This window comes from Microbulbifer mixtoriginis (SeqCode), from assembly GCF_052467235.1.
This window is the reverse complement of the sequence record NZ_CP174305.1, coordinates 343,038-356,298: the sequence shown is the minus strand read 5'-3', so window position 1 is coordinate 356,298 and position 13,261 is coordinate 343,038. Positions and strand designations below refer to the sequence as shown.

Genomic DNA, 13,261 nt, shown 5'->3' with positions numbered 1-13,261 from the left:
CAAGCAGGCTATAGCAACTCTTAAAGAGTTCTTCTCAAGAAAATCTGATGTTTCAGCGGATTCTACCCCAGCCTCATTGAGGCTAAACAAAGAAGTTAACTCCCTTCTTTTTGAAAGCAAGCATACATGTACTCCATGTATCAACCAGGGAGAAATGGCTACCGGCACAGGCTGGAGTTAAAGAAAGCCAGTTGCTTTTCCTTTCATTGGTGAATAGCTGTTACTCAGGCGACTAATAATTTAGTTTTACGCAGGATAATAAGCCATATCTACTGGTTCGGGTTGTTATTTGCTGAGATAGAAATAACGTGTTAAGCAGCTCTTTATATTTTTATTTCAAACAAAACTATTTTAATACTTTTGTCTTAGTGGCGATTGTTGTGTTTAGCAGTTGCTTTTATATTTGCCACTTGCCTTACCCCAAGCCCGAACCTTTTGGCAACTGCTGATCGAGATTCACCAAAGTGCAAAGCTTGTAAAATCTCACGATTACGTGCCTGAATGTCGATTTGTCGTGATGTGGGTAAGGTGAGATAGGTACCGCCATAGATGTCACTAAGGGTTTGCAAGGATTGGATGGGTAGTATATCTATCAGCTTGCTTCTCTCTGGATATTTAGGGATATAAACATCCTGCCCTCCAAAAGAAGCTATCAGTATAAGCATATCGCTATAGCCAATTAGCTCGATAAGCTCTTGCATCAGATCTGGTAGCTTCTTGTGATCAATCTCCACACTATAAAAGCGGTTTTGGTTCCCTTGCTGCATCTTGTCATCCTTGTCAGATATAACATGCAACGAGAGTACGATTAACGATATACCCTGGCGTAGAGTGAAATGGTTCCCAGTGCGTTATGGTGTGGCTTTGTGCTCTTTTGATTTTTTTAGGAATGGATGAAAGTGAAAAAAGATTTTATGATGAAAGGAAAGGTAGTATTTACAAGTTGTGGGGAAAAGTAACACCGGAGTTTGCAGTATCCAGGGTTGAATTTTGATTTTTTGATCTTTGTAGATATTTAGGAAATATATGTGGGCTCAAAGGTATTGACCTGCTAGCCGATAGCCAAATACTTTAATTCATCGTTCTATGGTGGCTCGTAGTTAATGATGAATGTTGACATTTTCAATAAATGTCAATGATTTAATGCTTCTTGGTTGGGTAGAATTAATCATTGGTTGATCTCTACTTGAACTTTTCTTCTTTTAAGGGGCGTTCTATGAAGCAAGCCCTCTTGAAATAATTGTCTGGGAGAGGAGCTGATAAAAGTTAGTAGCCGCTTTAAATCAAGTTGATGCAGCTATCAGAGGAGTAATGTTTGCCCATACTCCTAGGAGTCAATCCTTTGGTGCTTTATGCTCTTTAGCTGTGATTTATAAGTAGGACGATTCTAAAAGATGAAAGAGAATGTTCACTTTAGAGAATAGTTGTTAGTTTATTGGGTGAGGGGTGGCATTCAAGAGTTGAATACACATGCCTCACGCCCTTCTATCATTCTATGGGAAGAGAAGTCTATATAGGTGTTTGAGGCTTCTTTGCTCCCTATCTTCTTTGCGGTACAGACTTTACTTTACAGCTTATGAGGATGCTCTATTTGTCTTTATTTGATTAAAAGAGGTAAATAGAAAGTAAGGGTTTAAAAATTTATTTTTGAATTGTGATGTAATTCACTTGCTGTGTAAGTGAATTACATTGACGTGTAGAGTTTATATCTTAAAAATTGGCTCCATGTAGGACCGTAATAATGCTTGTGGGGTGTTGTTGCTCTAAGAATTTTGTAGTTTTTTTCTTAGAGGGGGCAGTGTTTTTCATAAATTTTTTTAAACTGGCTGAAATTATTTTGTAATTAGGAGGGTGGTTGTCTGGATATGATAGATCGCACTGTATGGTAATGTTTGATGTAAGTGCGCCCAGCGGATGGCCAGGCGCTATTTTCCTACTGAGTGTCAGGTCTGTTGTACAAGGTGTCTTCAGGTTCTAGCAATTTTTCGCTGTTTAAATTCTTGGCTGCATTGGGGGCAAAAAATAACTCTGCGCAAACCCATATTGCTCCAATGCCTGGTATGGCAACGATCAACATACGACGGGGTAGCCCAGAACTGCGAAGGCGTTTGCTGCATACTGTTAGCGAAACCCAGATTATGCTTAGCTGAACCGGGACACTGACTACCGCCATAAATATTTCTGCAGTTTTCCAAATTCCATCGCTAAAATTAAAATTGCCATATTCCAATATTAGCCCAGTAATAAACTGAATGCAGAGCACCGGTATTATAAAAAGCAGCCAGAACTGTCGCCGCGTTACGTTACCATCAAAGTTGAAATAAAAATCCAGATAGTCTTGATCCCTCATGAGCATTTCCTCATCTGATTGTCAGAGCTTATATGGTGTGGTTCCGAGGTGATGTATTATCATCGGGAATTGCTTCACTGTTTTTCTTAAGGCTCTCAAGTTGGGATCGATAAACAGCTTCTCTCTGAAATATTTTGCGCACATAATGGCGGGTTTCCGTGCCGCGGCAATAGCCATATTTTACCTCTGGACTATTGTAGAACTCTGCTTTTTGCAAGAGTACGATGTAATCTTCAACTCCTTTGCTGTTGCTGGTTGAGAACCATTGGTTAGGGTTCGCCCCATCCTGCAGTGCTAGTCGGCGGGCATCTAAGACGTGTCCTGCACCTGCGTTATAGGAAGCAAAAGTAAAGGCCATGGCATCCCGTTTCGGTAAATTCATCCAACGTTGATATTGATTCAGATTGTACTTGGAGCCACCTTGGATATTTTGTGCCGGGTTAAAGTTATCCTTTACTCCCATTTCATTGGCAGTTTCAGGCATTAACTGCATTAGCCCCTGTGCCCCGGCGCGGGATATGGCATTAGGCCTAAAGTTGGATTCTGTAGATGCTTGTGCGGCGAGCCATACCCAATCGAAAGGTTCAATTGCATAGCGTTTAAAGAGCTTGTCCCAGGGACTTAGCGTGCTGTTGGGTAGGATATATTCTTGTTGGTAGCCTATTCTTAGCTTGTTCGGTTGGCTCAGAAATTTCTGGAGTATTGTCTGGGCCTCAGCACTTTCCAGCCAACTGTTGAGGTCGTCGAGGAGAGAGGTATCATTATCCTTAGTTAAAGCAAAAGCAACCTTTCGATTTTCCCCAAATACCAGCGAGGTATCTAAGTTATTTCTGTAACCATTACTTCCATTCACGATATGTTCATCGGCGATAGTGAAATCTATTTCCCCCATGCTAACGGCATCAATGAGTTCAAGAATTGATACTGCTTTATCCGCAAAACCAATTCTGATTGCTGTCATGTTTTTTGCGTTTCCGGGATAGGTCAGGGGAATTTCTTGAGATAGGGCTTTCTCCTCTATTTCTTCAAGATAGGCGCTATCTTGATGAATAGTGAGTGTTTTTCCTTTTAGATCCTTGAATACTGCTAAAGCTTTTTTTTTGCGCTGTACGAGTACCTCCCGTGTTTCAAATAATGTGTGACTAAACGTTATTTGTTTTTCCCGTTTGCGGGTGTGAGTAAGATCTGCAGCTGCTATATCTACGTTTCCTTCTTTCACTAAAGTTAAAATTTTTTTAATCGATGACACTTTTTTGAATTCAATATTTACGCCCAGGTGCTCTGCATAGGCTTGTAGTAAATCGCATTCCAGCCCGGCAGGCTGACCACGATGATAATAACAGCCCACCCCATCCATTCGTGTGGCGACAGTTAACGTATCTATTGCTAGGATACTGTTGAGTCGATTCTTCGGGATCTTGCAGGCATAGATAATGACTCCTGAGAGGATCATTGCTGAGAGAAGGAAAATCCAACTTTTATTGAATGACTTCATGATAGCTCCTTGACTTGGTTTAAATCTTGGAGCCTATCGATGTCTCGCTAAGCCAAAAGGAGGAAGCAATTCCCGATTAACTGGTTATAAATCGCGGTTTAGAGTGATCGGGCTACATACCTAGCAACCCTCTAAGAGAAGGAAAAAACATGTCTGATGAAACTGATAGCAACTTGGAAGGAATTGATCCCTCGCCTTACCGGGATCGGCTCGACCCCAAAGTATCTGATGAAACCACTTCAAGTGCTGCGAAAAGCCTAAATCTAGATGGATTGCGCGATCTGTCTGCACTTTCCAAATTACAGGTACGTGAATTTACTCATACCAGTTCTACCCAGATGCAGGCCACATCCAATGCCATGACACAAATGGCTGCGGCTGGCGCCACTGCGGTAAATGCTATTTTGGGTAATGGTAGTAAAGGGGAGGGGCAGAAAGATACTGCACAGCTATCTAATCGCTGATGGAGAAAAGTTTCCCGATTATCAGTGATTGGGATTTTCCGTACAGTGATATAGCCCAATAACTGGGTTGATTAATTAACTGATTGAAAGGAAAAAATTATGTCTGATGAAACCAATACTGTAGACGGTATTCAACCTTCCCCTTATCGCGATCGTGTTGACCCTAAAGTCTCTGACCAGACAACCAGTTCTTCAGCACAAAGCCTGAATCTGGATGGTCTACGTGACCTGTCTGCGCTCTCCAAGCTGCAGGTTCGTGAGTTTACTCACACAGGTGCAACACAAATGCAAGCAACCTCCAATGCTATGACGCAAATGGCGGCGGCAGGTGCAAAGGCCGTAAATTACATCATGGATGGCGGTAAGTAAGGTTTTTGACCTTCAAGGGGTAGCGGTTTATCGCTACCCCTTAATAAAAGGAGCAAGTTATGAGAGATACTTTCCGAGATCGCCTGGCGACTAAAGTGGTTGATCAGATGGCAACTTCTTCAGCACTTAGCCTTCATCTAGATGGTCTGCGCGATTTGTCTGCACTATCTAAACTACAAGTACGTGAATTTACCCATACCGGCGCAACTCAAATGCAGGCAACAGCAAATTCAATCCTGCAAATGTCGGCAGTTGGGGCGCGCACATTTAAAGATACCTTCTAATTTACTGTCTGAAAGGATGAACAGATGGCAAAGGACGATGATACACCAACGCTTAGGGAGCTCTCCGCAGGGAAGGGGAGGCTGATTGATGTGATGTCTAGTGCTTACTTGCAGCGTTCCATCAATAGCGCTGTGGAAACTACGCTGCAAGATCAAGTTAATGCGCGCAACCAGCGTATGTTGTTGATGACTAAACAGCTAAATAAAATAGTTGATTTGTAATTTTATGAAAGACGAGGGGGGGGCGGCAAAAGAAGGGAAGCGTATGTCTTCCTCTTTTTTGGTTCAAAGTGCAGCCGATCATGTAAGGGATACAGCCTTGCAAACCTCTACAGTTGCCGGGAAAGCTTTTCAGAAATGGTTGACCCAACCATTCAACCTCATCTTCCTGCTGATAATCATCGTTGCACATATACAGTTGATCGTGGCTGTGATTCAGAGTTTCTTGATGCTGTTGCTTTCGATGTTCATGCGTTAAGGATTTCAACTTATGCCTAATACAAAACCTACAAGAGAAAGTTACCTCCCTCCGGATTTTGAAGAGCAGCTGGATAAACTGATTAGCAGTCAAGGCACTGATGTTGACTTGGGTGAAGAACTACAGCAGTCAATCATGGCTATCTGCCGAGAAGTTAACGATGCATTGACAAAATCCTTTTCGGATATATCAACTACAGGCTTTGAGATGGATGACCAAATAAAGGGGCAAGGAGAAGATAATGAGTAATCAGACTAAAAATACTTTTCAGCCGGATGTGAGTAATATTTCCAAGCAAATTGTGAGAAACGCGGTAGAGCTACAAGGAATTCACATTTTACAAGGAAAATCTGACTCGTTAAGGGATGAAAGACTTAGCAATATCATGTTAAAAAATAGTGTGATGATGAAGTGGCTTCAGAATCCATCCAATACCAGCTATAAGGAAGTATTAAGTGGTATAGGTGTCAACTCACTAAAAGACGATGTCAGAGAAGCTTATCAGTATGCTCTTGAAATGGTCCATCAAAAGAGTGATAAAAGTTAATATAGCGCTCTATTTGACCTTTAGTGACTAGAGGGCAATAACTCCTGGGGTTTCCTGGAGAGACCGGGGAGAGAAAATGCAGCAGGAGCTTGCTGCAATGCAGCCAGATTATGATTTTGCGGTTTTTATCGGCCGCTTCCAGCCATTTCATTTCGGCCATTTGGCTGTGATTTAAGGTCGCTTACAAGAAACTAAATTTTTATATATTGAGATAATTATAGTTCTCTAGAAAAAATTTCCAGAAATTTAGATGGCGGCGATTGATTGGATAGATGGCTTGGTTAATCTTTTTTTCTACGCCGATCGTTAACGGCTTCTCCAATGCTTGATCTATTCACCATGAAATAAATGTATATGTAATCAAGCTAAGGATTAAGATACAAAGTAAATGCCAAGAGTATACAAAAAGGAGAAACATAAAGACAAAAAACCTTTCTAGTTAGCCCTAGACTTCTGTTAGCTATGTCAATGTAGCTTATTGAACACTCTGTAATTTTTTAAGATAGGAATTAATGATGCCAGTAACACAACTTAGCCAATTACCTAATGCTCGCGCAATTTGGAGTGCAATAGATCAGTACAATATTTATGTGGTCGCCACAATGAGCGATGCTTTCGCACAAATACCGGACACTGGAGCCGACTTTCAAATGCCACCTCCGATACTTATGTATCATGAAGGAGACATGTGTGCACTTCTTATAATGGGAGAAAGGCATGGCGCACAATCTCAGGATATAAGAGCAGCTGCAAAAAATACTGCAACTGCAATTTTAAATATTCCCGACACGATGATAGCAGTTGAAGAACCTATTGAAGTTAATGATAGGCTCTATTCCAATGGTGGGGCCCAGAAACAATTATCATTAATTGGTGATCAAAACCTACTTACATACGACCCCTCTTTGAGAGGTGCAATTAGCGCCGAGCTTGCTGATCAAGGCTATCGTCTAAATACTGATGCTCAGCCCTATCGTTTTTCTGCAGAACAAGGAAGGCGTTATGATCCTAGATATGGACAAAATGGAAATGCGCCATTGATAAACAACCAAATGGCCACTTCTTTAAGCACCTATGCTAACACGGGGGCACTCATAGCTTATCCAGTTGGACCCGACCATCTAAGGTTTGGGCCCGCTGCCTACGTCAGAAATGAGAATGAAACTTTACAAGGTCAACTCCTAGCAAAAAATTGGACGGTACTTGAAATTTCAGAACCTCCTCGTGGCGGTAACGGTAACGGTAACGCTCAAAATTGACAGATAAATAAACATATCAAATTATTAATCTGTTGTAGTTCAGACTTGATCTGACAGTCACCGGTTTTTCAGAAGGTGCTCTGTCAGGTCAAATTCAGTTTACGAGCTCCTCCTTCCAGATACTTTTACCCTCTTCAAAGGTTGCTATCGGTGTGCGACCACAACACTTTTTACCCTGATGAGTTCGATCATTACTGTAATATACGAGCCATTCGTCTAGATCCTTTTGTAGGTCTTCTATTGATCCATAGTTCTTTCGTCGCAACGATGGTTGGTAAAACTCTTATAATATAGTTTTATGGAAGCGCTCACGATGGCCAGCTGTTGGTCGACCAGGATTTTGAGGCCGTCCGCTTACTGGCAGAAATGCCCACACAGGAGGGGATGCTGGCAACAGCTATCTGAGCTCTTCTTATTACATCGCGTTCAAGAGCCGGCTTATACCGGCTTTACCATTCATTGGCGACTGATAGCCCAACCTTATAGAGATCTTCTGCCAAGGTGTGAATTTCTTCCGACAAAGAGATTTGCTGGGCCCATTCCTCAGGTATTCCAGAAACTCCATAGTAAGCTCCGGCTATTTGTCCGCAAATGGCTGCTGTTGTATCAGCATCGTTGCCAATATTGGCTGCCAAAAGAATGGCTTCCCGAAAACTATTGGTATTGAAAAAACACCAAAGCGCCGATATTAGGGGCTCGATAACGTAACCACTTCCGGTTAACTCTTCATAGTGCTGGTCTAGAAATTGCCCACTGGCAATGGTTTTTACTTTTTCATTAGTTGGAGTTTGTTCGATAGAAGCGAGAAGCTCATTTTTATTGATGCCAATAAATATGGAAAGTATAAGATTACAGAGGAGTCGGCAGCTTTCGATGCATTCGTCCGAGCCATGAGTGGTTCTGGAGCTTTACCCTGCGAAATAAATGGCATCCGAAGCTGTTGAAGAAAAAAATATGGGAATAGGCGCTAAGCGCATGAGTGAACCATTACCTGACGAGCGTGTAGATGTTGAACCACTAAAAGGATCACCTGTTTGCAGATATCGATTTAATGCGGATAAAACTGTTGAACCAATATCGAAGCACTCACCCGTAGAGCTCATATACCCATACTGGTACCAGTTACAGTAACGATTCATCTGATCAGTCGCACTGAAGCCTTTTTTCTGGAGTAAACTGTGGGCCAGGCAGAGCGCCATGGAGGTATCATCGGTCCATGCCCCTTTTTTAATCCAAATGGGCCTCCACCTTCCATGTCTGATAAAGGAGTGAATTCCCCTTTGTACTTAAACTCCAACGTGGTGCCCACAGCATCACTGCATGCGAGTCCGACTAAACAGCCTTTTACCTTGTCTAGCGTTTCAATATTCACCTAGAAAATCCTTCTTATACCTGCTTGAGAGTGATTGCTAAATAAAATTAGGGACAATGGGGCAGGGCTATTGCTCCAGATTCCGCACAAAAGTATGTTTCCCTGAACCTGGACGCAAACTGTACAACGCGGCCGGGCGACCTCGCTCAGTACGTTTTTCACCGGTATCTATCAGAAGATCTGCCTGATCAATCCTTCTGCGAAAAGACTTTTTCTGTAGAGGCTTGCCGATAATGACTTCGTGCACCTGTTGAAGCTCGGGTAGAGTGAATTTTCTGGGCAGCGCGTAGGCTGGGATAATACTGTAAAGAGCCTTTTGAATAAGACGCTCATGTGCCCTATTAATAATTTTGAGATGGTCAAAGGCCAAGTTTATTTTCTTAACTATTCGATAGGCAGCCAGGCGATATCGGAGATGGTTTCTAATTCGCTTTCACAGGCCTGATGAGCGATCAGAGCCGTGTAACATATGGTTACAGACCAGCCCCGCTGATCTCTGGAGCCGCCACCAAAGGTAGCTAGCTGCTCAACATAAGGGGGAACAACTCCGGTTTTCTCCTTGAGCTTTCGGGTGACCGTATCCTCTAGGGTCTTATCTTCGCTCTCGGAAATGAAACCTCCCGGCAGCGCCCATTTTCCCTGTTCGGGATGATTGGAGCGCTCTACCAGCAAAACTTTGAGTTGACTATCTTGATAAGTAAACAAGACGGCATCTACGGTAACTAGAGGGGCTTCAAAGTTGCCCTTGTCGTAGGCGGCAAGGAATTCTTTCTCGTTCATTGCCTCACTAAGTGTCAGTTGGTCACTTATGGTAGCTGCCTAATCCTGCGTGCTCAAGGGGGTTAGTGGGGTAAACAAATTCTTCTTGTCAATTGAATAGAGCAAAGTGAGAGGAGAGATATGTCACGCTGGTTGATAATTACTGGATTGGTCCTGATAGTCGTTGGTATAGCGCTGCACTTTGCCCCCTGGCTATTTAACTGGTTTGGCCGGTTGCCGGGGGATATTCGTATTGAATCTAGCCGCACTCGTTTTTATTTTCCAATTGTCTCGATGATTATTGTCAGCCTGATATTAAGCCTCTTAGTTAATTTTTTCCGCAGATAAATATTCTATTGATGCAGCAGAATAAAAAAAGGCCGCATGGGGGCGGCCGCAAGGGACTTATAGGAGAGTATGAGAAAAGGAGGGTGCGTTCTCCGCTAGTCAAAAAAAGGTCGTCCGTGACCTACCTGATTCAGCCTCTGAAATTGCGCAAAAGCGCAGAGTGATTTGTATTTCAGGGGCTTTGCTGGCCGTGACCAGCGACGACGCTTCCTTGCGTCGTATCAATCCGGCTATCCACAAATTAGCCGGATTAATAACTTAGAAATCGTACTTAATGGATGCAGAGAAAGTACGGCCCGGAGCAGAGTTTACGTAGATATCACTGTCTTCATCCCAGCCAGCAACATTTAGGTAGGGCACATACTCCTTGTCGAGCAGGTTGTTGACGGCCAGGTTGAGAGACATCTGCTCCATCAGCTGGTAGCCCAGAGTCCAATCTACAGAGCCATAGCCTGGAGTCCCTGTTTCGCCTTCATTGACATGTTCCATGCGGTCTGCCCAGCGCACTAGTACTTGGTTGGAAAGTTGTGCGCCTGTGTAGCTGGCACCAACGACACCGGAAAGCGGGCTGATACTGGTTAGGTATTCGCCGGTGGTATCGTTTTCACCGCGTTGATAGCTGGCATTAGCAAATAGCTCGAACGCTGGAGATAGGTACCAATTTGCGCTCAGCTCCACTCCTTTGATCGTCACTGAGTCTATGTTTTGGTATTGGTATTGCTCAAACACGTGCGAGAAACTGCCATCGTTGTTGAAGAAAGTTTCGCTGTCTATGAGTTCAGTTTGGAGGAAGTCATCGTACTCGGTAGTGAAGGCGGCAGCGCTGAAGGCAATGGGGCCCAGGTGTCCACGCAGCCCGAGTTCGAAAGAGTCGCTGGTTTCTGGAGACAGATCATCAGCCGGTAATACCTCGTAAGCATAAGTAGAAGTTGGTTGTTTATAGTGCTCGATATATGCCAGATCGTAGGCTGGTACTTTGAAACCCTGGCCGTATTGGATGAAGGCAGACAAGCGAGAGTTGATTTTGTAGAGGGCTCCCAGATTGAAGGAGAGGTTGCTCTCCTCAATCGTGGCAAAAGGAGTACCGTCAGCTTTTTCTGCACCATCGGGGTCCATTTCGTACCAATCGTAGCGTACCCCTGGGGTTACAATCAGCTGTCCATTGGCAAAAGTCATTTCATCGTTCAGGAATAATCCCGCACGGGAGACTGCATTTTCTGGGAACTTTTCTGTTGGGATATTCATTGTGGATGTACCAGCCACTTCGCGGTACTGGAGTAGGGTACGGCGGCTTTCGGTTTTTTCCAGGTCTAGGCCGTATCCCAGCGTGTGGGTCTCGCTCAGAGTCTTGCTGGCATTGGAGAGGAAGCCAATAGTATCTTGGCTATAAAGGCCAGTTTCCCACATATCACGGATTTCAAAAACTCCAAACATTGGGGCATTGACGTCCAGCTGGCCATACTGTTCATCTTGCTGTTCGGATTCGTTTTTATACAGGCTAATATTCAGCTGGTCATAGACTGCACTGGGAGTCTCGCTGTGGTAACGCAGCTGGTAAGCGCGGACCTCTTTATCGGAGATTGATTTTTCCTTGACGACGCTGTAGCCGTAATCGGCCAGCCCGCGGAAGTAGTGAAGCAGGCCGTCGGCGCTGTCGCCGGTGCTTTCCTGATTCCAGTGATCAATGCTGAAACTGACAAAGTCCTCACCACCAAGGTTGTACTTGGCCTTGTAAAGCAGGCTCTTTGACTCAATTTCGAAGGGGGCCTGGCTTTCGTCGAAATTTTGTTGCTCCTCTCCATCGCGGAAGGTGGTATGCAGTAGTTGTTCAAAGTTGCCGGTGCGCAGAGCCAGGGTAGGGGAGATGTGTGATTGAGTGGTAATACCGGTGTATCCGGTTTTGATCGCACCGCCGAATTGCTCTCCGTCCTTTAAGTAGTCGCTGGCATCTTTGGTGGTGAATACCACGATGCCGGCAAGCGCGTCAGAACCGTATAAAGAAGACGCAGCGCCCTTGGCCACCTCTACCTGTTTCAGGGTATCTATTTCAATAAAGCCGCGGCCCACGATGTCATTTTTACCATTGGCTCCATAGCCTTCGTTAACCCGCATACCGTCTTTGATAATCAGTACCCGGTCGCCACCCATGCCGCGTACCAGGATATTTTGTGCACTGCCGGCGGCGCCGGTTACTTCAACTCCGGGCTCGTATTGGAACAGCTGATTCATATCGTTCAGCTGAAGCTGTTCGATGTCCTCATTGGTGACAACAGAAACACTTCCTGCGACATCTTTCAGCGGCTTTTCCGCGCGGCCGCTGACCACAATCAGTTCCAGGTCGCTGTTGGCTTCTGAACCTGAAGTTTCGGCATGCAGGTTAGCGACGGAAGCCAGGCCCAGTATGGCCGCTGCAATTGGGCGAAGTTTCATGGTGTTGTCCTTGAGGTAATTTCTGTACTTCTGCTCTTGTTGGTCGGCAGTGGTTGGTTGCTCACCACTGGCGCCGATTGAGGGGGGATTATAGGGATGATTTTCTTAATGTAAAGCTAAATGCGAATCACTATCAATTAGATTAAATTTGACGTTGATAGGGAGTTCCGTTAGTTTCCGCGGCCATTAATACAGAACGAAAGTGCTGGGCTGAGGAGACTTGCAATGAATATTTCGATAATTGAGAACCTGATGGCCGATGTGGCTGATTTGTTTATGGCCCCAGTATTACTGGCGATTCTGGTTCTTTTTATCTACGCACTTTACGCAACGGGACGCTTTATCTCTCTATGGCTGCTGCGACGCCGCAATGCTGGCACCTACAGCTTGGCCTTAAAGCAAGGTCGGAAAGAGGAGCTGCCAGGCTTTCAGGTGCACAACTATTACGTGCGACACCCTTTGGCATGTGATGACGAGTTGGAAGTTTTTGCACTGAAAAAGTTGGAGATGCTGCGTATGGCTACACGCATTGCCCCCATGTTGGGCTTGATCGCCACCATGATCCCGATGGGGCCGGCGTTGCGAGCCTTGGCCGATGGCAATATCCAGGGGATCAGTGAAAACCTGATTATCGCTTTTGCTGCTGTGATCTGGGGCCTCGCAATTTCTACCCTGACCTTCTGGCCGGCCTCGGTAAAGAAGCGTTGGTTTGCTGCTGAGCTAATTAACATTCGCAAATTGAAGGAGGCTGTTTAATGCGCTTCCTGGATGAAGATGAAGAGCTCAACCCGATTTTGAGTGCGGTTAACTTGATTGATGTTTTTCTGGTGATTATTGCCGCACTGCTTATCGCTATCGCACAAAACCCGCTAAACGTGTTTTCCAATGAAAAGGTCACAGTCATCAAAAATGCCGGTGAGCCCAATATGGAAGTCATCGTAAAAGATGGGGAAGAAATTAAGCAGTACAAATCCACTGGTGAAATTGGTTCCGGAGAGGGCACTCGCGCTGGTGTTGCTTACCAGATGGCAGACGGCAGCCTGGTCTATGTACCGGAAGGAAAAGAAGAGTCTGCAAAAGACAAGGCTGTAGGGGGTAAATAGTCA

Annotated in this window: 17 protein-coding genes and 2 pseudogenes; 11 read left to right on the top strand and 8 right to left on the bottom strand. The window is 44.6% G+C overall.

Translation table 11 applies throughout. From position 1 onward, the window contains the following. Positions 1-365: 365 nt before the first annotated feature. From ACJJIO_RS01470 to ACJJIO_RS01460, 3 genes are all read right to left on the bottom strand, one after another. Positions 366-767 carry a hypothetical protein gene (locus ACJJIO_RS01470; protein ID WP_444885330.1) on the bottom strand — a complete coding sequence of 134 codons (402 nt, stop codon included), beginning with the start codon at positions 765-767 and terminating at the stop codon, positions 366-368. A gap of 1,166 nt (positions 768-1,933) precedes the next feature. Then, positions 1,934-2,350 (bottom strand): DUF805 domain-containing protein, encoded by a 417-nt coding sequence (locus ACJJIO_RS01465; protein ID WP_444909922.1) that lies wholly within the window; start codon positions 2,348-2,350, stop codon positions 1,934-1,936. A 28-nt stretch (positions 2,351-2,378) separates the two neighbouring features. Further along, the gene (locus ACJJIO_RS01460) at positions 2,379-3,845 is read right to left on the bottom strand and encodes an MltF family protein (RefSeq protein ID WP_444909921.1); all 1,467 of its coding nucleotides are present in this window, start codon (positions 3,843-3,845) and stop codon (positions 2,379-2,381) included. A gap of 149 nt (positions 3,846-3,994) precedes the next feature. Between ACJJIO_RS01460 and ACJJIO_RS01455 the strand changes: the two genes are divergently transcribed. The 8 genes from ACJJIO_RS01455 to ACJJIO_RS01420 all read left to right on the top strand — a co-directional run bounded on the left by ACJJIO_RS01455 (position 3,995) and on the right by ACJJIO_RS01420 (position 7,246). Continuing rightward, a complete protein-coding gene (locus tag ACJJIO_RS01455) occupies positions 3,995-4,309 on the top strand; it encodes a hypothetical protein (RefSeq protein ID WP_252085480.1) in 315 nt (104 codons plus the stop codon). Between the two features lie 99 nt (positions 4,310-4,408). Continuing rightward, complete coding sequence (locus ACJJIO_RS01450; protein WP_152453976.1) at positions 4,409-4,678, top strand: hypothetical protein; 270 nt, start codon at positions 4,409-4,411, stop codon at positions 4,676-4,678. 59 nt (positions 4,679-4,737) lie between these two features. Next, positions 4,738-4,962 carry a hypothetical protein gene (locus ACJJIO_RS01445; RefSeq protein WP_444888690.1) on the top strand — a complete coding sequence of 75 codons (225 nt, stop codon included), beginning with the start codon at positions 4,738-4,740 and terminating at the stop codon, positions 4,960-4,962. A 24-nt stretch (positions 4,963-4,986) separates the two neighbouring features. Further along, entirely contained in the window at positions 4,987-5,184 is a 198-nt protein-coding gene (locus ACJJIO_RS01440) for a hypothetical protein (RefSeq protein WP_152453974.1), read from the top strand. Positions 5,185-5,188: 4 nt separating this feature from the next. Further along, positions 5,189-5,440: a hypothetical protein gene (locus ACJJIO_RS01435; RefSeq protein ID WP_252085482.1), complete on the top strand. Its 252-nt coding sequence runs from the start codon at positions 5,189-5,191 to the stop codon at positions 5,438-5,440. Positions 5,441-5,452: 12 nt separating this feature from the next. Beyond that, a complete protein-coding gene (locus tag ACJJIO_RS01430) occupies positions 5,453-5,689 on the top strand; it encodes a hypothetical protein (RefSeq protein WP_444885327.1) in 237 nt (78 codons plus the stop codon). After that, on the top strand, positions 5,682-5,987 hold the full coding sequence (locus ACJJIO_RS01425; RefSeq protein ID WP_252085484.1) for a hypothetical protein: 306 nt from the start codon (positions 5,682-5,684) through the stop codon (positions 5,985-5,987). The genes ACJJIO_RS01430 and ACJJIO_RS01425 overlap by 8 nt, the downstream gene beginning before the upstream one ends. Before the next feature lie 512 nt (positions 5,988-6,499). Further along, positions 6,500-7,246: a hypothetical protein gene (locus ACJJIO_RS01420; protein ID WP_444909920.1), complete on the top strand. Its 747-nt coding sequence runs from the start codon at positions 6,500-6,502 to the stop codon at positions 7,244-7,246. 94 nt (positions 7,247-7,340) lie between these two features. On the opposite strand, the pseudogene ACJJIO_RS01415 reads toward ACJJIO_RS01420, so the two are convergent. The 4 genes and pseudogenes from ACJJIO_RS01415 to ACJJIO_RS01400 all read right to left on the bottom strand — a co-directional run. After that, a pseudogene (locus ACJJIO_RS01415) lies at positions 7,341-7,571 on the bottom strand (IS481 family transposase); the annotation flags it as partial. Between the two features lie 124 nt (positions 7,572-7,695). Beyond that, positions 7,696-8,555 (bottom strand): annotated as a pseudogene (locus ACJJIO_RS01410) (ADP-ribosylglycohydrolase family protein). A gap of 130 nt (positions 8,556-8,685) precedes the next feature. Beyond that, on the bottom strand, positions 8,686-8,988 hold the full coding sequence (locus tag ACJJIO_RS01405; RefSeq protein WP_444909919.1) for an NrtR DNA-binding winged helix domain-containing protein: 303 nt from the start codon (positions 8,986-8,988) through the stop codon (positions 8,686-8,688). Between the two features lie 14 nt (positions 8,989-9,002). After that, positions 9,003-9,398: an NUDIX domain-containing protein gene (locus tag ACJJIO_RS01400; RefSeq protein WP_444909918.1), complete on the bottom strand. Its 396-nt coding sequence runs from the start codon at positions 9,396-9,398 to the stop codon at positions 9,003-9,005. A 120-nt stretch (positions 9,399-9,518) separates the two neighbouring features. Between ACJJIO_RS01400 and ACJJIO_RS01395 the strand changes: the two genes are divergently transcribed. Beyond that, entirely contained in the window at positions 9,519-9,725 is a 207-nt protein-coding gene (locus ACJJIO_RS01395; RefSeq protein ID WP_252085488.1) for a DUF2905 domain-containing protein, read from the top strand. 258 nt (positions 9,726-9,983) lie between these two features. Here ACJJIO_RS01395 and ACJJIO_RS01390 read toward each other — a convergent pair whose 3' ends face one another. Next, positions 9,984-12,155, bottom strand: a complete 2,172-nt coding sequence (locus tag ACJJIO_RS01390) for a TonB-dependent hemoglobin/transferrin/lactoferrin family receptor (protein ID WP_444909917.1) — start codon at positions 12,153-12,155, stop codon at positions 9,984-9,986. 225 nt (positions 12,156-12,380) lie between these two features. On the opposite strand from ACJJIO_RS01390, the gene ACJJIO_RS01385 reads away from it, so the two are divergent. Further along, on the top strand, positions 12,381-12,911 hold the full coding sequence (locus ACJJIO_RS01385; RefSeq protein WP_444885322.1) for a MotA/TolQ/ExbB proton channel family protein: 531 nt from the start codon (positions 12,381-12,383) through the stop codon (positions 12,909-12,911). Next, positions 12,911-13,258, top strand: a complete 348-nt coding sequence (locus ACJJIO_RS01380) for a DUF2149 domain-containing protein (protein WP_020414951.1) — start codon at positions 12,911-12,913, stop codon at positions 13,256-13,258. The genes ACJJIO_RS01385 and ACJJIO_RS01380 overlap by 1 nt, the downstream gene beginning before the upstream one ends. Positions 13,259-13,261 lie beyond the last annotated feature (3 nt).